Here is a 20,073-nt window from a genome sequence, read left to right as displayed (position 1 = left end):
TTTTATAAAGCCACGTAAAAACCCCCACGTCAATTGTTGCGAAATCGCTTCAGCAAACGAATAAATGGCGGCAATTTGCGAAATTTAACTCAGACGTCTTCTGATAAGTGTTGCTTATGGAAATGTGGGAAGAATCACCGTCCCGCCTCAGGAAAAGAGGCGGGATCCGCAGGCTTTCAATGCCAGCAGAAATGGTGGACAACCTGTGTAATCAGCTCCCGGGTCGGCTTGATAAAGCGGGTTTCCAGATATTCATCCGGCTGGTGGGCCTGATTAATGGAGCCAGGACCTAAAACCAGCGTCGGGCAGATTGTCTGGATAAACGGGGCTTCGGTGCAGTAGTTCACGACTTCAGTTTGTGCGCCGAGTAGCTTTTCCACGACCTGAACCAGCCGGTGGTCCGGCGGGCATTCATAACCCGGAATCGGCGGATGCAGCTCGGAGACGGTCAGGCGGCCCGGCCAGCGCTCGCTAACCGGCGCCAGCGCTTCATCCAGCAGTCCGTTGAGGTCGTTGAGCGTCATACCCGGAAGCGGGCGAATGTCCATATGCAGCTCGCAGCAGGCGCAGATGCGGTTTGACGCGTCGCCGCCATGGATAGCCCCGAGGTTGAGCGTCGGATACGGTACGGTGAAGGCAGCGTAGTGATAACGCTCTTTGAGCGAGTCGCGCAGCTGCATGATACGACCAATGGCATCGTGCATCAGCTCAATGGCGTTGACGCCGCGCGCCGGATCGCTGGAGTGGCCGGACTGCCCCTGGATACGAATGGCGTTGGACATATGGCCTTTGTGCGCGCGTACCGGCTGCAGAGAGGTCGGTTCGCCGATGATGGCGCAATCCGGGCGTAGCAGGGTCGTTTCGGCAAAGTAACGGGCGCCGGCCATGCTGGTCTCTTCATCGGCGGTCGCCAGGATGTAGAGCGGTTTTTTCAGCTTACTGACATCAACATCGCGCAGGGCATCCAGAATAAAGGCAAAAAAGCCTTTCATGTCGGCGGTGCCGAGGCCGTACAGCTTGTTTTCGTGCTCGGTGAGGGTAAAAGGATCGCGGGTCCAGCGGCCGTCATCAAAGGGAACGGTATCGGTATGTCCGGCAAGGAGCAGGCCGCCAGCGCCGTGGCCGGTACTGGCCAGCATATTAAATTTGTTGCGCGTATCCGGCACCGGCTGTACTTCGACATTGAAGCCAATTTCGCGGAACCAGCCGGCGAGTAAATTGATTAAAGTCTCATTACTTTGATCCAGCGCCTCTTCGGTCGCGCTGATGGAAGGTGTGGCGATCAATGCGCGGTAAATCTCGATAAAGGGCGGTAAATTGTTTTTCATTGTTGACACACCTCGGGTCGTGATAGTATCAATATTCATGCAGTATTTGTGAATAAAAATACATTATCGTTGAGCGTAAGAAAACCCATAAAATGTAGGGAAAGTGCTTACGGCTTAACAGGGTGAGGAAGAGAGATGCTTCCTGGGCAAATATGACGTAAGAAGGTGAAGAGCCCCGATGTTGAAGACGCTGATTGTGGGTGCCAGCGGTTATGCCGGCGCAGAGCTAGTGACCTATGTAAATCGCCATCCTCATATGACCATAACCGCTTTGACGGTCTCCGCGCAAAGCAATGATGCAGGGAAATTAATTTCCGATTTGCATCCGCAGCTGAAAGGCATTGTGGATTTACCGCTGCAGCCGATGTCAGATATCAGCGAATTTAGCGCCGGGGTGGATGTCGTCTTCCTCGCGACCGCCCATGAAGTGAGCCACGACCTGGCGCCGCAGTTCCTGGCCGCAGGCTGCGTGGTGTTCGACTTATCCGGCGCCTTCCGCGTCAACGACGGTGCGTTCTACGAAAAATATTACGGCTTTACGCATCAGCATCCGGCCCTGCTCGAGCAGGCGGTGTATGGCCTGGCGGAGTGGAGCGTCGACAAACTGAAAGAGGCGAATCTGGTTGCCGTACCGGGCTGCTATCCGACGGCGGCTCAGCTGTCGCTGAAGCCGTTGATCGATGCGGACCTGCTGGATCTTACCCAGTGGCCGGTGATCAACGCGACCAGCGGCGTCAGCGGTGCGGGTCGTAAGGCGGCCATCGGCAATAGCTTCTGTGAAGTCAGCCTGCAGCCGTATGGCGTGTTCAACCATCGCCACCACCCGGAAATCTCGACCCATCTTGGCGCAGAGGTGATTTTTACGCCTCATCTTGGCAACTTTAAACGTGGGATTCTGGAAACCATTACCTGCCGCCTGAAGCCAGGCGTCAGCAAAGAGCAGGTTGCCGGAGTGTTCCAGCAGGCGTATGCCGATAAGCCATTGGTCCGTTTATACGATAAAAGCGTGCCCGCATTGAAAAACGTCGTAGGTCTGCCATTCTGTGATATCGGTTTTGCGGTTCAGGACCAGCATATTATCGTGGTGGCGGCGGAAGATAACCTGCTGAAAGGCGCGGCGGCACAGGCAGTACAGTGCGCGAATATTCGTTTCGGCTTTGCTGAAACGCAGTCTCTTATTTAAGGTGTGATGATGAACCCATTAATTATCAAACTCGGCGGCGTTTTACTCGACAGCGAAGAAGCGCTGGAGCGTCTGTTTACCGCGCTGGTCAATTACCGTGAAACGCATCATCGCCCGCTGGTTATTGTGCACGGCGGCGGCTGTGTGGTGGATGAACTGATGAAGCAGCTCAACCTGCCGGTGAGCAAGAAAAACGGTCTGCGGGTGACGCCAGCGGATCAAATCGACATTATTACCGGCGCGCTGGCGGGAACCGCGAATAAGACGCTGCTGGCATGGGCGAAAAAACACCATCTTGCGTCCGTCGGCCTGTTCCTTGGCGATGGCGACAGCGTAAAGGTCACTCAGCTTGATGAAGAGCTGGGCCACGTTGGTCTGGCGCAGCCGGGATCGCCGGCGCTTATTAACACGCTGCTGGCGGGCGGCTACCTGCCGGTGGTCAGTTCAATCGGCGTGACCGATGCAGGACAGCTGATGAACGTCAATGCTGACCAGGCGGCCACTGCGCTGGCGGCGACGCTCGGCGCGGATCTGATTCTGCTTTCTGATGTCAGCGGTATTCTCGATGGCAAAGGCCAGCGTATCGCGGAAATGACCGCGGCGAAGGCGGAGCAGCTGATCGAACAAGGCATTATCACTGACGGCATGATCGTCAAGGTGAATGCCGCGCTGGATGCGGCGCGGGCGCTGGGCCGCCCGGTGGATATCGCCTCCTGGCGCCATGCGGAACAGCTGCCGGCATTGTTTAATGGCACGCCGATCGGCACGCGTATTCTGGCTTAATATTTCATGCCCGGCGGCGTATTGTTTGCCGGGTCTACAAGACTGTAGGTCGGGTTAGCGAAGCATCGCCCGGCAGAACTAAACGAATTTAAGGAAAGGGTTATGGCACTTTGGGGCGGACGTTTTACTCAGGCAGCAGATCAGCGGTTCAAGCAGTTCAACGACTCTTTGCGCTTCGACTATCGTCTGGCGGAGCAGGATATCGTTGGCTCTGTCGCCTGGTCTAAAGCGCTGGTGACGGTGGGCGTTCTGAGTGCCGCCGAGCAGCAGCAGCTGGAAGAGGCATTAAGCGTGCTGCTGGAAGAGGTGCGGGCGAATCCGCAGCAAATTCTTGCTAGCGATGCCGAAGATATTCACAGCTGGGTGGAAGGGAAACTGATCGACAAAGTGGGCCAGCTGGGTAAGAAATTGCATACCGGGCGTAGCCGTAACGACCAGGTGGCAACCGATCTGAAGCTGTGGTGTAAAGATACCGTCGCGGAGCTGCTCTTAGCAAATCGCCAGCTGCAAAGCGCGCTGGTGGATACGGCGCAGAACAACCAGGATGCCGTGATGCCGGGTTATACCCATCTGCAGCGCGCGCAGCCGGTGACGTTCGCCCACTGGTGTCTGGCCTACGTTGAGATGCTGGCGCGCGATGAAAGCCGTCTGCAGGATACCCTCAAGCGCCTGGACGTCAGCCCTCTGGGCTGCGGTGCGCTGGCGGGTACTGCTTATGATATCGATCGTGAGCAGCTGGCCGACTGGCTGGGTTTTGCCTCGGCGACCCGCAACAGCCTGGACAGCGTTTCTGATCGCGACCACGTACTGGAGCTGCTCTCCGATGCCTCGATTGGCATGGTTCACCTGTCGCGTTTCGCCGAAGACCTGATTTTCTTTAATACCGGTGAAGCCGGTTTTATTGAATTGTCCGATCGCGTCACCTCCGGTTCCTCGCTGATGCCGCAGAAAAAGAACCCGGATGCGCTCGAACTTATCCGCGGAAAATGCGGCCGCGTTCAGGGGGCCCTGACCGGGATGATGATGACTCTGAAAGGCCTGCCGCTGGCCTACAATAAAGATATGCAGGAAGACAAAGAAGGGCTGTTCGACGCGCTCGATACCTGGCTTGATTGTCTGCATATGGCGACGCTGGTGCTGGATGGCATTCAGGTTAAGCGTCCGCGTTGTGAAGAGGCGGCGCAGCAGGGTTACGCGAATGCAACTGAACTGGCGGATTATCTGGTTGCGAAAGGCGTCCCGTTCCGTGAAGCGCACCATATCGTCGGGGAAGCGGTTGTTGAGGCGATTGCCCAGGGTAAACCGCTGGAAGATCTGGCGCTGGCCGATCTGCAGAAGTTTAGCGGTGTGATTGCCGACGATGTCTATCCGATTCTGTCGCTGCAGTCTTGCCTCGATAAGCGCCTGGCAAAAGGCGGCGTCTCGCCGAAGCAGGTTGCCCAGGCGATTGCTGACGCCAAACAGCGTCTGGCGTAAACCTTCACTTTTCGCGGGTAAGACTCACGGGATCAGTGATAAAACAGGCTCGGGCTCTGCCCGGGCTTTTTTATGTAAAAAAAAAGCGGACACAAGGTCCGCAAAAGTTCACGTTGGCTTTAGTTGTCTGGTCAGGGAATGCGCTGAGGCAATGTCGTGATTTTCTGACTTTCGCCTCGTTTCTGGGTTTATTATTGAACAGAAAACTTGATAGGGATAATCGTTCGTTGCTATGCTATCTATCGCCATGAACTATCATGGCGACGGAGGATGAATAATGAATATTCGCGATCTTGAATACCTGGTTGCGCTAGCCGAGCACCGCCACTTCCGGCGCGCGGCGGACTCCTGCCACGTCAGCCAACCCACGCTTAGCGGACAAATCCGCAAGCTGGAGGATGAACTTGGGGTCATGTTGCTGGAGCGCACCAGCCGTAAGGTGCTGTTTACCCAGGCCGGACTGTTGCTGGTGGATCAGGCGCGTACCGTGTTACGCGAAGTCAAAGTGCTCAAGGAAATGGCAAGTCAACAGGGTGAGACCATGTCCGGGCCGCTGCATATAGGCCTGATTCCGACTATTGGCCCTTACCTGTTACCACAAATCATACCGATGCTGCACCAGACATTTCCAAAGCTGGAAATGTACCTGCATGAAGCGCAAACGCATCAGCTGCTGGCCCAACTGGACAGCGGCAAGCTTGACTGCGCGATCCTCGCGCTGGTGAAAGAGAGCGAGGCCTTTATCGAGGTACCGCTGTTTGACGAGCCGATGATGCTGGCAATCTACGAGGATCACCCGTGGGCAAATCGCGATCGTGTGCCGATGTCTGATTTGGCCGGGGAAAAGCTGCTGATGCTGGAAGATGGCCACTGCCTGCGCGATCAGGCGATGGGGTTCTGTTTTGAGGCCGGTGCGGATGAAGATACGCATTTCCGCGCGACCAGCCTCGAAACGCTGCGCAACATGGTGGCCGCAGGCAGCGGTATTACGCTGCTGCCTGCGTTAGCGGTGCCGCAGGAGAGAAAACGCGATGGCGTGGTCTATATCCCGTGCATTAAGCCGGAGCCGAGACGCACCATCGGGTTGGTGTATCGCCCCGGTTCACCGCTGCGCAGCCGCTACGAGCATCTGGCGGAGGCCATCCGCAGCACTATGGATGGCCATTTCGACAAAGCGTTAAAACAGGCGGTTTAAGCCATTTAACGCGGCGACCCGATAGGCTTCCGCCATGGTTGGGTAGTTAAAGGTGGTGTTGACGAAGTACTCAATGGTGTTGCCACCACCTTTTTGCTCCATAATCGCCTGGCCGATATGAATAATCTCGGCCGCGCGCTCGCCAAAGCAATGAATCCCAAGGATCTCTTTCGTTTCCCGATGGAACAGGATCTTCAGTGTGCCCACGCTCATGCCGACGATTTGCGCACGCGCCAGATGCTTAAACTGCGCGCGACCCACTTCGTACGGTACTTTCATGGCGGTCAGCTGCTGCTCCGTTTTACCGACGGAGCTGATTTCCGGGATGGTGTAGATACCGGTCGGGATATCCTCAATCAGATGGGCGGACGCCTCACCTTTAATCAGCGCCTGCGCGGCGATGCGACCCTGATCGTAAGCGGCTGATGCCAGACTTGGATAACCGATGACGTCGCCTACGGCATAGATATGCGGTAGCGCGGTCTGATACATGCTGTTGACCTTGAGCTGGCCGCGGCTATCGGTTTTCAGGCCAATATTTTCCAGCGCCAGAGAATCGGTGTTACCGGTACGCCCGTTGGCGTACAGCAGGCAATCTGCTTTCAGTTTTTTACCCGATTTCAAATGCATGATCACGCCGTCATCATGGCCTTCAATCTTCTCGTACTCTTCGTTGTGGCGAATAACCACGCCGCTGTTCCAGAAGTGATAGGAGAGGGAGTCGGACATCTCCTGATCGAGGAATGCCAGCAGACGATCGCGAGTGTTAATCAGGTCCACTTTGACTTCCATACCGCGGAAGATGGACGCGTATTCGCAGCCAATCACCCCGGCGCCGTAGATAATGACATGGCGGGGCTCGTGCTGCAGGCTGAGGATAGAATCGCTGTCGTAAAGGCGCGGGTGGGAAAAATCGACATCAGCCGGATGATATGGACGGGAGCCGCAGGCGATGACGAATTTCTCCGCGGTGACCGTTTCGACGGTACCGTCGTGACATTCCAGAGCGAGAGTGTGTTCATCAACAAAATGCGCGTTGCCCTGCAATATTTCGCAGTGGTTGCGCTCATAGAAACCCTGACGCATATGGGTTTGCTGGTTAATGACGCTGTCGGCATGGTTAAGAATGTCGGCGAAGGAAGAACGAAGAAGACGGGAATGGTCGCTGTAGAGGGGGTTTTGGTTAAACTCGATAATACGACTGACGGCATGGCGGAGGGCTTTCGACGGGATGGTACCCCAGTGGGTACAGCCGCCGCCGACGTTATGATAGCGTTCAATAACGGCGACGCGCGCGCCCTGCTTAACCAGTCCCATCGCAGCACCTTCACCGCCAGGGCCGGAACCAATCACTATTGCATCATAATCCCAAGAGTGTGACATGGCATTACTCACCTGTTTTATACATAAAATAAACACGATGATAACATTCGCCGGACTTTAACCCAATTATCGTTGTGCTTTTTTGCGGCATAAAAGCAGATTCGGCTCGTAAACAATCATTCACAAAGCTGGCTAGACCGATTAGTTTTAATCTCTGGTATAGTGCCAGCAGGTCTATTGGAAGGATTCAGACATCGTGATGGGCGTAAGAGCGCTACAAAAAGAGAAAACCCGACGTTCGTTGGTCGAAGCCGCATTCAGCCAGCTGAGCGCTGAGCGGAGTTTCGCCAGCTTGAGTTTGCGCGAAGTTGCGCGCGAGGCGGGGATTGCACCAACGTCCTTTTATCGCCACTTTCGCGATGTTGACGAACTCGGTCTGACGATGGTCGACGAGAGCGGGCTCATGCTACGTCAGCTGATGCGCCAGGCGCGGCAGCGTATCGCTAAAGGCGGCAGCGTGATTCGCACCTCTGTCTCCACATTCATGGAATTTATAGGTAATAACCCAAACGCTTTTCGCCTGTTGTTGCGGGAACGTTCCGGCACATCCGCGGCGTTTCGTGCCGCCGTGGCGCGTGAAATTCAACATTTTATCGCGGAACTTGCCGATTATTTAGAAATCGAAAACCATATGCCGCGCGCCTTTACCGAAGCGCAGGCTGAAGCTATGGTCACTATCGTTTTCAGCGCGGGCGCTGAGGCACTGGACATCAGTCCTGAACAACGCCGGCAGCTGGAAGAGCGACTGGTACTGCAGCTCAGAATGATCGCGAAAGGCGCGTATTACTGGTATCGCCGCGAACAAGAAAAAATGTCACATCATTCCGAATAACGTGAAGGACGAGCAATGAAACACTCAGTTCAAGATAAAGGTACGCTGCTGCTGGCGCTGATCGCTGGTTTATCCATTAATGGAACCTTCGCCGCGCTGTTCAGCTCGATTGTTCCCTTTTCCATCTTCCCGGTTCTGTCTCTGCTGCTGACCATTTACTGTCTGCATCAGCGCTATCAGAATCGCAGTATGCCCGTGGGGCTGCCTGGCCTGGCGGCTGCCTGCTTTATTCTCGGCGTTCTGCTGTATAGCACCGTGGTACGCGCGGAATATCCGGACATCGGCTCTAATTTCTTCCCGGCCGTGCTGTCGGTGATTACCGTGTTCTGGATCGGCTACCGGATTCGTAACCGGAAGGATGCGGCGGCAGAGTAAGCCTTGTGACCCGGCAACATTGCGTTGCCGGGTTTTGCGTTTACTTTTTCGTGAGCAGGACGCCGCATTCCATATGATGGGTGTACGGGAACTGATCGAACAGCGCCAGACGCGTGACGTCATGGGTCTGGCTTAAGGTTTCCAGATTCTGGCACAGGGTCTCCGGATTACAGGAAATGTACAGAATACGCGGGTACGCCTGCACCATCTTCTCGGTTTCGCTATCCAGCCCGCTGCGCGGCGGATCGACAAAAATCGTCTCGCACTGATAGCTTTTCAGGTCAATACCCTGCAGACGGTTAAACTCCCGTACGCCGTTCATGGCCTGCGTAAACTCTTCCGCCGCCATACGGATAATCTGCACGTTTTCAATATGGTTAGCCGCAATGTTGTACTGCGCTGCCGCGACCGACGGTTTAGCGATTTCCGTGGCCAGGACGCGATCGAAGTTGCGCGCCAGGGCCAGCGAGAAGTTACCATTGCCGCAGTACAGTTCCAGTAAATCCCCCGTCGCCTCTTTGGTGGCATCCAGCGCCCACTCCAGCATCTGAATATTCATGGCGGCGTTCGGCTGAGTGAAGCTGTTTTCTACCTGGCGATAGATCATTTCGCGGCCGGCAACCGGCAGACGCTCATCGATGTAATCTTGATCGAGCTCGATTTTGGTTTTGGTGGCCCGGCCAATCAGATGCACGTTGAGATTTTTCGCGCGCAGCGCATCGCGCAGGAGCCCGGCCTGCTGACGCCACTCGTCGTCGAGTTTTTTGTGGTACAGCAGCGATACCACGGCCTGATTGCTCATGGTCGTCAGATAATCGACCTGGAACAGTTTGTGACGCAGAACCGGGTTATCGCGCACGCCGTCAAGAATCTCGATCATCAGTTGATTGATGAGTTCGCTTGCCGCCGGGAAGCTATCGACGCGAATCCGGGATTTGGTCTGCTGGTCGAACATGATGTGGTACAGGTCGTCACCGTCATGCCACAAGCGGAATTCAGCACGCATACGATAATGACTCACCGGCGAACGAAACACCTCCGGAACCGGCGCGGCAAAAGGCACCATCATTTTTTGCAGACGGACGACTTTTTCTGCCAGCTGCGCTTCATATTGTTCGGTCGGAAGGTGTTCTGGGGTCATGATGCATCCTGAATAAAATAAGTACGCGGGGATTGTAGGGAAAGCGCAGGGGATGTCCAGCCCGGAGAAGAGATCAAATATAATTATAGAAGTCTGGACATCTATATGTTTCTAATTATAGCATTGTGTAACCGGTCCTGTGAGTTAAAAGGGAACCCAGTGTAAATCTGGGGCTGACGCGCAGCGGTAAGGAAGGTGGGATGAACGCATTGTGCAGACACTGCCGATATCAGGTGGGAAGTCCTCATCCATAACACGCCCCAAGCCCGAAGACCTGCCGGAATACGTCGCATTTGGTTTCTATCATCGCGTGCTACTGATGAAACCAGCGGCATCCTTTATATGTTACGGATGCTTTTACAATGATTAAAAAAGCTTCGCTGATGACGGCTCTCTCCGTCACGGCATTTTCTGGCTGGGCGCAAGACAGCAATTCAGACACGTTAGTGGTGACAGCAAATCGTTTTCAACAGCCGGTGAATACGGTTCTTGCACCGACCGATGTGGTAACCCGGGAAGATATCGATCGCTGGCAGGCGAAGGATTTAAATGACGTTATGCGTCGGCTGCCGGGGGTGGATATTGCCCAGAATGGGGGGATGGGACAGAACTCTTCTTTATTTATCCGCGGTACTGAAGCCAAACAGGTTCTGGTGCTGATTGATGGCGTACCCATGCCGCGCCCTGGTATTACTAACAACCCCGACCTCAACCAAATACCGCTTTCGCTGGTGCAGCGTGTGGAATACATTCGCGGTCCGCGTTCGGCCATTTACGGTTCCGGTGCGATGGGCGGCGTAATTAACGTTATCACCCATGCGGATAAAGAAGAATCGAAGGTTACTGCAGGCGTTGGTTCTGAAGGCTATCAACAATACGACGGTACGCTACGCCATCGTTTCGGCGATACGGTGGCGACGGTCGCCGGTTCCTATGAGGGCAATAAGGGCTTTAACGTTCAGCCTGATTCGACATGGTCTCACGATCAGGATCGCGATGGTTTCCGCAGTAAAGCGTTCTGGGGCGGTCTTGAGCATAAATTTAACGATAACCTGAACGGTTTCTTCCGCGGACGCAGCTATACCAATAATAGCGATTACGATCTGGGGAGTCCGCCATACAGTCCAGCCTACAGCGCAGATGAAGAGCAGCTCTATAACCAGAGCTGGGACACGGGCCTGACATTCAACTCCGGGATCTACTCTTCACAACTAATTGCCAGCTATCAGAAGGTCAAAGACTACAACTACAGCAGCATCTATGGCCGTTACAATGACGGTACGACGCTCGATCGGATGACCCAGCGTAATCTGCAGTGGGGCAATAACGTTATTGTTGGCCACGGTTCGGTGAGCGCCGGCGTCGACTGGCAACAGCAGCGGCTGACCTCGTCGGATACGGCCATATCGGATACCTACAAGCGTGATAACACCGGTCTGTATCTGACCGGTCAGCAGCAGTTTGGCGATGTTACGCTTGAAGCGTCCGGCCGTGAAGACCATGACGAGCAGTTTGGCTGGCACGGGACCTGGCAGACTACCGCTGGTTGGGAGTTTGTGGAAAACTATCGCGTGACCCTCGGTTATGGCACGGGCTTCCTCGCCCCTTCGCTGGGACAGCAGTTTGGTTCGACCCGCTTTGGTATCGGTTCAAACCCGAACCTCAAACCTGAAGAGTCCCAACAATGGGAAGCCGGGCTTGATGGTCTCACCGGTCCGCTGGACTGGCGCCTGTCTGCGTATCACTACAAGATCAGTAATCTGATTACCTATTACTCGGATCCTGTCACCTTTAAAGGTGAGTATGACAATATCAATGCCGCAACCATTAAAGGTGTTGAGTGGACCGGTAATATCGACACCGGCATTTTCAGCCACCGCGTCACGCTGCAGTATGTCGATCCGCGTAATGACGACAATGGTGAAGTCCTGGCCAGACGTTCTAAACGCCAGGCGAAGTACCAGCTGGACTGGACGATGTTCAACGTCGATATGGATGTATCGTGGCAGTATTACGGCAAGCGCTACGATAACAACACGTCTCAGTACAACAATACGCAGCGCATTTTGCCAAGCTACAGCACTGTTGATGTTTCTGCCGCGTATCCGATCACCGATCACCTGACAGTTCGTGGTAAAATAGCCAACCTGTTCGATAAAGATTACGAGACAGCTTATGGCTACCAAACTGCAGGACGAGAATACTACTTGTCTGGCAGCTACACCTTCTGATCCACGTCCCACCGTGCTGGTGTTTGACTCCGGCGTCGGTGGGTTGTCGGTTTATCATGAGATTCGGCAGCTTCTGCCGAATCTGCATTACATCTACGCTTTCGATAACGTTGCTTTTCCTTACGGGGAGAAGAGTGAAGAATTTATCGTTGAACGCGTGCTCGAAATTATCACTGCCGTTCAACAACGTTATCCGCTGGCGCTGGCCGTCATCGCCTGCAACACCGCCAGCACGGTCTCTCTTCCCGCCCTTCGTGAAAAATTCGCCTTTCCTGTTGTGGGCGTCGTCCCGGCGATTAAACCTGCGGCGCGTTTGACGGCGAATGGTGTCGTTGGTCTGCTGGCGACGCGTGGAACGGTCAAACGTCCCTACACGCGCGAGTTGATAAGCCGCTTTGCGAATGAATGTAAGATAGAAATGCTGGGTTCCGCTGAACTCGTTGAACTGGCGGAAGCGAAGCTGCACGGCGAAGCGGTCCCGCTGGAAGAGTTACGGCGTATTCTGCGCCCGTGGTTGCGAATGGCGGAGTCGCCGGATACGGTGGTGCTGGGCTGCACGCATTTCCCTCTCTTACAGGAAGAACTGCAACAGGTGCTGCCGGAAGGGACACGGATGATCGATTCAGGCGCTGCGATTGCTCGTCGTACCGTCTGGTTGCTGGAACATGAGGCACCAGATGCGAAATCCAGTGACCCGAATATTGCTTATTGCATGGCGTTGACGGCCGAAACTGAACAACTTTTGCCCGTTTTACGACGTTATGGTTTTGCGACGCTGGAAAAACTGCCACTTTAATCGCATTTTGCACAAAAAAGAGACGGTTGAAAAGTTTTTTTAAAACAGGGCTTGTCAACGTCTCAGAACTCCCTATAATGCGCCTCCACTGACACGGAACAACGGCTTACAGGCCGCCGGGTCAGCAGGGTTTCTGCGGAAATCCTGCCAGAGAAAAGCAAAAATAAATGCTTGACTCTGAATGAGGAAAACGTATTATACGGGACCTCGCGACAGAGCGCTAAGCGCCGTCGCAACTGCTCTTTAACAATTTATCAGACAATCTGTGTGGGCACTCAAAGTGACATGGATTCTTAACGTCCTCGGACGAAAAATGAATACCAAGTCTCAGTGAGTGAACATACGTAATTCATTACGAAGTTTAATTCATGAGCATCAAACTTAAATTGAAGAGTTTGATCATGGCTCAGATTGAACGCTGGCGGCAGGCCTAACACATGCAAGTCGAACGGTAGCACAGAGAGCTTGCTCTCGGGTGACGAGTGGCGGACGGGTGAGTAATGTCTGGGAAACTGCCTGATGGAGGGGGATAACTACTGGAAACGGTAGCTAATACCGCATAACGTCGCAAGACCAAAGTGGGGGACCTTCGGGCCTCATGCCATCAGATGTGCCCAGATGGGATTAGCTAGTAGGTGGGGTAACGGCTCACCTAGGCGACGATCCCTAGCTGGTCTGAGAGGATGACCAGCCACACTGGAACTGAGACACGGTCCAGACTCCTACGGGAGGCAGCAGTGGGGAATATTGCACAATGGGCGCAAGCCTGATGCAGCCATGCCGCGTGTATGAAGAAGGCCTTCGGGTTGTAAAGTACTTTCAGCGAGGAGGAAGGCGTTAAGGTTAATAACCTTAGCGATTGACGTTACTCGCAGAAGAAGCACCGGCTAACTCCGTGCCAGCAGCCGCGGTAATACGGAGGGTGCAAGCGTTAATCGGAATTACTGGGCGTAAAGCGCACGCAGGCGGTCTGTTAAGTCAGATGTGAAATCCCCGGGCTCAACCTGGGAACTGCATTTGAAACTGGCAGGCTTGAGTCTTGTAGAGGGGGGTAGAATTCCAGGTGTAGCGGTGAAATGCGTAGAGATCTGGAGGAATACCGGTGGCGAAGGCGGCCCCCTGGACAAAGACTGACGCTCAGGTGCGAAAGCGTGGGGAGCAAACAGGATTAGATACCCTGGTAGTCCACGCTGTAAACGATGTCGACTTGGAGGTTGTTCCCTTGAGGAGTGGCTTCCGGAGCTAACGCGTTAAGTCGACCGCCTGGGGAGTACGGCCGCAAGGTTAAAACTCAAATGAATTGACGGGGGCCCGCACAAGCGGTGGAGCATGTGGTTTAATTCGATGCAACGCGAAGAACCTTACCTACTCTTGACATCCAGAGAACTTAGCAGAGATGCTTTGGTGCCTTCGGGAACTCTGAGACAGGTGCTGCATGGCTGTCGTCAGCTCGTGTTGTGAAATGTTGGGTTAAGTCCCGCAACGAGCGCAACCCTTATCCTTTGTTGCCAGCGGTCCGGCCGGGAACTCAAAGGAGACTGCCAGTGATAAACTGGAGGAAGGTGGGGATGACGTCAAGTCATCATGGCCCTTACGAGTAGGGCTACACACGTGCTACAATGGCATATACAAAGAGAAGCGACCTCGCGAGAGCAAGCGGACCTCATAAAGTATGTCGTAGTCCGGATTGGAGTCTGCAACTCGACTCCATGAAGTCGGAATCGCTAGTAATCGTAGATCAGAATGCTACGGTGAATACGTTCCCGGGCCTTGTACACACCGCCCGTCACACCATGGGAGTGGGTTGCAAAAGAAGTAGGTAGCTTAACCTTCGGGAGGGCGCTTACCACTTTGTGATTCATGACTGGGGTGAAGTCGTAACAAGGTAACCGTAGGGGAACCTGCGGTTGGATCACCTCCTTACCTGAAAGAACCTGCCTTTGTAGTGCTCACACAGATTGTCTGATGAAAAAGTAGCAGTAAAAATCTCTGCAGGCTTGTAGCTCAGGTGGTTAGAGCGCACCCCTGATAAGGGTGAGGTCGGTGGTTCAAGTCCACTCAGGCCTACCAAATTCGCCTCCGTGCTGTGTTACGGCGATGCTCGCATACTTCAGTATGCTTCGCACCACCGCGCCTTGCCCGGAAACGAATTAGGATAGAGAGATTAGCATTTTACGATGGGGTTATAGCTCAGCTGGGAGAGCGCCTGCCTTGCACGCAGGAGGTCTGCGGTTCGATCCCGCATAGCTCCACCATCCTTTACTGCTGCACAACAAGAAAACTTCAGAGTGTACCTGAAAAGGTATGCTGCGAAGTTTTGCTCTTTAAAAATCTGGATCAAGCTGAAAATTGAAACGACACACATGTTATGTGTGTCCGAGTCTCTCAAATTTTCGCAACACGAGCTGTTTTACGAAACAGTTTCGGGTTGTGAGGTTAAGCGACTAAGCGTACACGGTGGATGCCCTGGCAGTCAGAGGCGATGAAGGACGTGCTAATCTGCGATAAGCGTCGGTAAGGTGATATGAACCGTTATAACCGGCGATTTCCGAATGGGGAAACCCAGTGCAATTCGTTGCACTATCGTTAAGTGAATACATAGCTTAACGAAGCGAACCGGGGGAACTGAAACATCTAAGTACCCCGAGGAAAAGAAATCAACCGAGATTCCCCCAGTAGCGGCGAGCGAACGGGGAGCAGCCCAGAACCTGAATCAGTTTGTGTGTTAGTGGAAGCGTCTGGAAAGTCGCAGGGTACAGGGTGATACTCCCGTACACTAAAATGCACAGGCTGTGAGTTCGAAGAGTAGGGCGGGACACGTGGTATCCTGTCTGAATATGGGGGGACCATCCTCCAAGGCTAAATACTCCTGACTGACCGATAGTGAACCAGTACCGTGAGGGAAAGGCGAAAAGAACCCCGGCGAGGGGAGTGAAAAAGAACCTGAAACCGTGTACGTACAAGCAGTGGGAGCCTCTTTATGGGGTGACTGCGTACCTTTTGTATAATGGGTCAGCGACTTATATTCTGTAGCAAGGTTAACCGCATAGGGGAGCCGCAGGGAAACCGAGTCTTAACTGGGCGTTAAGTTGCAGGGTATAGACCCGAAACCCGGTGATCTAGCCATGGGCAGGTTGAAGGTTGGGTAACACTAACTGGAGGACCGAACCGACTAATGTTGAAAAATTAGCGGATGACTTGTGGCTGGGGGTGAAAGGCCAATCAAACCGGGAGATAGCTGGTTCTCCCCGAAAGCTATTTAGGTAGCGCCTCGTGAATTCATCTTCGGGGGTAGAGCACTGTTTCGGCTAGGGGGTCATCCCGACTTACCAATCCGATGCAAACTACGAATACCGAAGAATGTTATCACGGGAGACACACGGCGGGTGCTAACGTCCGTCGTGAAGAGGGAAACAACCCAGACCGCCAGCTAAGGTCCCAAAGTCATGGTTAAGTGGGAAACGATGTGGGAAGGCACAGACAGCCAGGATGTTGGCTTAGAAGCAGCCATCATTTAAAGAAAGCGTAATAGCTCACTGGTCGAGTCGGCCTGCGCGGAAGATGTAACGGGGCTAAACCATGCACCGAAGCTGCGGCAGCGACGCGTATGCGTTGTTGGGTAGGGGAGCGTTCTGTAAGCCGTTGAAGGTGGCCTGTGAGGGTTGCTGGAGGTATCAGAAGTGCGAATGCTGACATAAGTAACGATAAAGCGGGTGAAAAGCCCGCTCGCCGGAAGACCAAGGGTTCCTGTCCAACGTTAATCGGGGCAGGGTGAGTCGACCCCTAAGGCGAGGCCGAAAGGCGTAGTCGATGGGAAACAGGTTAATATTCCTGTACTCGGTGTTACTGCGAAGGGGGGACGGAGAAGGCTATGTTGGCCGGGCGACGGTTGTCCCGGTTTAAGCATGTAGGCGGAGGTTCCAGGTAAATCCGGTACCTTATTAACGCTGAGGTGTGATGACGAGGCACTACGGTGCTGAAGTGACAAATGCCCTGCTTCCAGGAAAAGCCTCTAAGCATCAGGTAACATCAAATCGTACCCCAAACCGACACAGGTGGTCAGGTAGAGAATACCAAGGCGCTTGAGAGAACTCGGGTGAAGGAACTAGGCAAAATGGTGCCGTAACTTCGGGAGAAGGCACGCTGATGGTAGGTGAAGCGACTTGCTCGTGGAGCTGAACTCAGTCGAAGATACCAGCTGGCTGCAACTGTTTATTAAAAACACAGCACTGTGCAAACACGAAAGTGGACGTATACGGTGTGACGCCTGCCCGGTGCCGGAAGGTTAATTGATGGGGTTATCCGTAAGGAGAAGCTCTTGATCGAAGCCCCGGTAAACGGCGGCCGTAACTATAACGGTCCTAAGGTAGCGAAATTCCTTGTCGGGTAAGTTCCGACCTGCACGAATGGCGTAATGATGGCCAGGCTGTCTCCACCCGAGACTCAGTGAAATTGAACTCGCTGTGAAGATGCAGTGTACCCGCGGCAAGACGGAAAGACCCCGTGAACCTTTACTATAGCTTGACACTGAACACTGGTCCTTGATGTGTAGGATAGGTGGGAGGCTTTGAAGTGTGGACGCCAGTCTGCATGGAGCCGACCTTGAAATACCACCCTTTAATGGCTGGTGTTCTAACGTAGACCCGTCATCCGGGTTGCGGACAGTGTCTGGTGGGTAGTTTGACTGGGGCGGTCTCCTCCCAAAGAGTAACGGAGGAGCACGAAGGTTAGCTAATCCTGGTCGGACATCAGGAGGTTAGTGCAATGGCATAAGCTAGCTTGACTGCGAGCGTGACGGCGCGAGCAGGTGCGAAAGCAGGTCATAGTGATCCGGTGGTTCTGAATGGAAGGGCCATCGCTCAACGGATAAAAGGTACTCCGGGGATAACAGGCTGATACCGCCCAAGAGTTCATATCGACGGCGGTGTTTGGCACCTCGATGTCGGCTCATCACATCCTGGGGCTGAAGTAGGTCCCAAGGGTATGGCTGTTCGCCATTTAAAGTGGTACGCGAGCTGGGTTTAGAACGTCGTGAGACAGTTCGGTCCCTATCTGCCGTGGGCGCTGGAGAATTGAGGGGGGCTGCTCCTAGTACGAGAGGACCGGAGTGGACGCATCACTGGTGTTCGGGTTGTCATGCCAATGGCATTGCCCGGTAGCTAAATGCGGAAGAGATAAGTGCTGAAAGCATCTAAGCACGAAACTTGCCCCGAGATGAGTTCTCCCTGACTCCTTGAGAGTCCTGAAGGAACGTTGAAGACGACGACGTTGATAGGTCGGGTGTGTAAGCGTAGCGATACGTTGAGCTAACCGATACTAATGAACCGTGAGGCTTAACCTTACAACGCCGAAGCTGTTTTGGCGAAGAGACGAGATTGATTTTCAGCTTAGATTACAGATTAGCGAAAACGAAAGATTTTGCGCTGAGGCAAGGCGGCAAGCGAAGTAAAGGAAGGAGCATACAGGAGTATGTGACTGAGTTTACGAGCGAAGGCAACGCAGCATCAGAGTAAAAGATTCGTTTTGAGCACCAAGAATTTGCCTGGCGGCACTAGCGCGGTGGTCCCACCTGACCCCATGCCGAACTCAGAAGTGAAACGCCGTAGCGCCGATGGTAGTGTGGGGTCTCCCCATGTGAGAGTAGGGAACTGCCAGGCATCAAATTAAGAACGCAATCACAGCGATGTTGTGAGTGGTTCGACAGTTAAAGTAGTCAACCGGGGTGACAAGCGGTAGCAGTAAAACAGAATTCGGTGGAGCGGTAGTTCAGTCGGTTAGAATACCTGCCTGTCACGCAGGGGGTCGCGGGTTCGAGTCCCGTCCGTTCCGCCACTTATTAAAAGTTAAGCCTGCTAAGTCAATTAGCGGGCTTAATAGTAGGAAATTTAGGGGCGTAGCTCAGTTGGTAGAGCACCGGTCTCCAAAACCGGGTGTCGCGAGTTCGAGTCTCTCCGCCCCTGCCATATATAATCCTTTGCCCAGGCAAAGGATTTTTTTTGTCCGTTATTTTCCATCTCCAGAATTTCCCGGCATCCTCCGTCCCCGGAGGCGTGCATTATTCCAGTATGTTTGTCTTCAGTATTTCGCGGATCTGTACCTGTTTATCGCTGTTTTGTAGCCAGATAGCGTACAGGGGCCGAGATAGCGTTGTACTGTCCGTCACCGTATGCAGGCCGCTTTTATCCTTCGCCCAGCGTGTCGGCAGCCATGTGCAGCCATTTAGCGCGGCGAGTTGCTGACAGGCCAGTTCAGCAGAACTGGTTGTCAGCAGCGGAACATCATCACCGCCAATCAGTCCGACTTCATTTTGTTGGAAGTCCGGGCCCCATTCCAGGCGCAAATAATTCAATTCATTCTTCGTCTTAAATGGCGAGGCGCAGTAGAGTGCCAGGGTAAAATTACCGAGTAACTGGCTGCTTAATTCGTCCATTTTCGGCGATTCTGTTGTGATCAGTAGATCAAGCTGTCGTTCATGTAACTGTTTAACAAGCGATTGTCGCTGCGCAATCCGCGCTTCAAACTGCAGGTTACAGGGCTCTTTGTAGAGCTTCCCCAGCCATCCGTTAAGCATGCATTCCCACAAAGATGCGCTGCCGCCAATTGAGAATTCATTATGCCGGGAAGCGTTTGCAACCTCTTTTCGTGCCGCCTGCCAGGTGTTCATCAGGGTTTCGGCATACGGCAGGAGTTTATCGCCGGCTGACGTCAGGCGGATGTTATTGCGATGGCGGGTAAAAAGGTTAACGCCGAGCTGGTTTTCCAACTGACGAATACGAAAGCTGACGGCCGACTGCGTCAGATAAAGCGCCTCTGCTGCTCGTCCAAAGTGGCGAGTTCTGCTCACCTCAAGGAAAGTTTTGAGCAATTCCGTATCCACACTCTTCTCCGCAAAATTATTTGTCGTAATGATTTAAATCTTTTGTTTTACACTCTGTCAAGCGTAACTAATACTCCGCGCCATAAATAGCTCGGCCAAAGAATCAGGAGCGTGTAGGATGGCGGAAAGCTTTATGACGACTAATCGTTTTTTCGATAATAAACATTATCCGCGCGGGTTTTCCCGTCATGGTGATTTCACCATCAAAGAGGCACAACTGCTGGAACAGCATGGTTATGCCCTGAACGAACTGGAACTGGGTAAACGCGAACCTGTCACCGAAGATGAAAAACAATTTGTTTCGGTATGTCGTGGTGAACGTGAGCCAGCCACGGAAATGGAACGCGTCTGGCTTAAGTATATGGCGCGTATTAAGCGGCCTAAGCGTTTTCATACGCTGTCCGGGGGGAAACCGCAGGTTGAAGGCGCTGAAGATTACACCGAAAGCGATGATTAAGAAAAAGGGCGTAAGC

Annotated in this window: 13 protein-coding genes, 4 tRNA genes, 3 rRNA genes and 1 riboswitch; of the genes, 16 read left to right on the top strand and 4 right to left on the bottom strand. The window is 53.6% G+C overall.

All coding sequences use genetic code 11. The features are described from left to right. Nucleotides 1–176 precede the first annotated feature (176 nt). Complete coding sequence (gene argE, locus Electrica_RS24565; RefSeq protein ID WP_131050448.1) at nucleotides 177–1,328, bottom strand: acetylornithine deacetylase; 1,152 nt, start codon at nucleotides 1,326–1,328, stop codon at nucleotides 177–179. A gap of 178 nt (nucleotides 1,329–1,506) precedes the next feature. Here argE and argC point away from each other — a divergent pair, with 178 nt between their 5' ends. The 4 genes from argC (at nucleotide 1,507) to oxyR (ending at nucleotide 5,965) form a co-directional block, all read left to right on the top strand. Continuing rightward, nucleotides 1,507–2,511: an N-acetyl-gamma-glutamyl-phosphate reductase gene (gene argC / locus Electrica_RS24560; protein ID WP_100685403.1), complete on the top strand. Its 1,005-nt coding sequence runs from the start codon at nucleotides 1,507–1,509 to the stop codon at nucleotides 2,509–2,511. 6 nt (nucleotides 2,512–2,517) lie between these two features. Further along, nucleotides 2,518–3,294: an acetylglutamate kinase gene (argB, locus tag Electrica_RS24555; protein ID WP_100685402.1), complete on the top strand. Its 777-nt coding sequence runs from the start codon at nucleotides 2,518–2,520 to the stop codon at nucleotides 3,292–3,294. Nucleotides 3,295–3,396: 102 nt separating this feature from the next. Continuing rightward, nucleotides 3,397–4,770, top strand: coding sequence for an argininosuccinate lyase (argH, locus tag Electrica_RS24550; protein ID WP_100685401.1), 1,374 nt, complete (start codon nucleotides 3,397–3,399; stop codon nucleotides 4,768–4,770). A gap of 277 nt (nucleotides 4,771–5,047) precedes the next feature. After that, complete coding sequence (gene oxyR / locus Electrica_RS24545; protein ID WP_004869452.1) at nucleotides 5,048–5,965, top strand: DNA-binding transcriptional regulator OxyR; 918 nt, start codon at nucleotides 5,048–5,050, stop codon at nucleotides 5,963–5,965. Here oxyR and sthA read toward each other — a convergent pair. Next, the gene (sthA, locus tag Electrica_RS24540) at nucleotides 5,948–7,348 is read right to left on the bottom strand and encodes a Si-specific NAD(P)(+) transhydrogenase (RefSeq protein WP_100685400.1); all 1,401 of its coding nucleotides are present in this window, start codon (nucleotides 7,346–7,348) and stop codon (nucleotides 5,948–5,950) included. The genes oxyR and sthA overlap by 18 nt on opposite strands. Nucleotides 7,349–7,544: 196 nt before the next feature. On the opposite strand from sthA, the gene fabR reads away from it, so the two are divergent. Beyond that, nucleotides 7,545–8,180, top strand: coding sequence for an HTH-type transcriptional repressor FabR (fabR, locus tag Electrica_RS24535; protein ID WP_100685399.1), 636 nt, complete (start codon nucleotides 7,545–7,547; stop codon nucleotides 8,178–8,180). A gap of 15 nt (nucleotides 8,181–8,195) precedes the next feature. Beyond that, on the top strand, nucleotides 8,196–8,555 hold the full coding sequence (locus Electrica_RS24530) for a YijD family membrane protein (protein WP_100685398.1): 360 nt from the start codon (nucleotides 8,196–8,198) through the stop codon (nucleotides 8,553–8,555). A 40-nt stretch (nucleotides 8,556–8,595) separates the two neighbouring features. Here the strand turns inward: Electrica_RS24530 and trmA are convergent, their stop codons facing one another. After that, nucleotides 8,596–9,696 carry a tRNA (uridine(54)-C5)-methyltransferase TrmA gene (trmA, locus tag Electrica_RS24525; RefSeq protein WP_100685397.1) on the bottom strand — a complete coding sequence of 367 codons (1,101 nt, stop codon included), beginning with the start codon at nucleotides 9,694–9,696 and terminating at the stop codon, nucleotides 8,596–8,598. Nucleotides 9,697–9,811: 115 nt separating this feature from the next. After that, nucleotides 9,812–9,991: riboswitch (cobalamin riboswitch) on the top strand. A 67-nt stretch (nucleotides 9,992–10,058) separates the two neighbouring features. On the opposite strand from trmA, the gene btuB reads away from it, so the two are divergent. The 9 genes from btuB to Electrica_RS24480 all read left to right on the top strand — a co-directional run bounded on the left by btuB (nucleotide 10,059) and on the right by Electrica_RS24480 (nucleotide 18,686). Then, nucleotides 10,059–11,927, top strand: coding sequence for a TonB-dependent vitamin B12 receptor BtuB (btuB, locus tag Electrica_RS24520; RefSeq protein WP_131050450.1), 1,869 nt, complete (start codon nucleotides 10,059–10,061; stop codon nucleotides 11,925–11,927). Continuing rightward, nucleotides 11,872–12,723, top strand: coding sequence for a glutamate racemase (gene murI, locus Electrica_RS24515; protein WP_142255790.1), 852 nt, complete (start codon nucleotides 11,872–11,874; stop codon nucleotides 12,721–12,723). Before btuB ends, murI begins: the two co-directional genes overlap by 56 nt. A 383-nt stretch (nucleotides 12,724–13,106) precedes the next feature. After that, nucleotides 13,107–14,646 (top strand): 16S ribosomal RNA (locus Electrica_RS24510). Between the two features lie 70 nt (nucleotides 14,647–14,716). Beyond that, nucleotides 14,717–14,793, top strand: a tRNA-Ile gene (locus tag Electrica_RS24505). Nucleotides 14,794–14,902: 109 nt separating this feature from the next. Next, nucleotides 14,903–14,978, top strand: a tRNA-Ala gene (locus Electrica_RS24500). A 179-nt stretch (nucleotides 14,979–15,157) separates the two neighbouring features. Further along, nucleotides 15,158–18,064, top strand: a 23S ribosomal RNA gene (locus Electrica_RS24495). Between the two features lie 200 nt (nucleotides 18,065–18,264). Then, nucleotides 18,265–18,380, top strand: a 5S ribosomal RNA gene (gene rrf / locus Electrica_RS24490). Together the 16S, 23S and 5S rRNA genes with 4 tRNA genes alongside form the textbook arrangement of a ribosomal RNA operon. Nucleotides 18,381–18,478: 98 nt before the next feature. After that, nucleotides 18,479–18,555 (top strand) — tRNA-Asp (locus Electrica_RS24485). Between the two features lie 55 nt (nucleotides 18,556–18,610). Then, nucleotides 18,611–18,686, top strand: a tRNA-Trp gene (locus Electrica_RS24480). 92 nt (nucleotides 18,687–18,778) lie between these two features. Here Electrica_RS24480 and hdfR read toward each other — a convergent pair. Further along, nucleotides 18,779–19,600 (bottom strand): HTH-type transcriptional regulator HdfR, encoded by an 822-nt coding sequence (gene hdfR, locus Electrica_RS24475; RefSeq protein ID WP_100686165.1) that lies wholly within the window; start codon nucleotides 19,598–19,600, stop codon nucleotides 18,779–18,781. Between the two features lie 118 nt (nucleotides 19,601–19,718). On the opposite strand from hdfR, the gene Electrica_RS24470 reads away from it, so the two are divergent. Continuing rightward, entirely contained in the window at nucleotides 19,719–20,057 is a 339-nt protein-coding gene (locus Electrica_RS24470; protein ID WP_100686166.1) for a DUF413 domain-containing protein, read from the top strand. Nucleotides 20,058–20,073 lie beyond the last annotated feature (16 nt).

The sequence above is a fragment of the Klebsiella electrica genome (assembly GCF_006711645.1).
In the GTDB taxonomy this organism is placed as follows: domain Bacteria; phylum Pseudomonadota; class Gammaproteobacteria; order Enterobacterales; family Enterobacteriaceae; genus Klebsiella; species Klebsiella electrica.
Note: the sequence above shows the minus strand (reverse complement) of the source record. Positions and strands in the feature narration are given on the sequence as shown.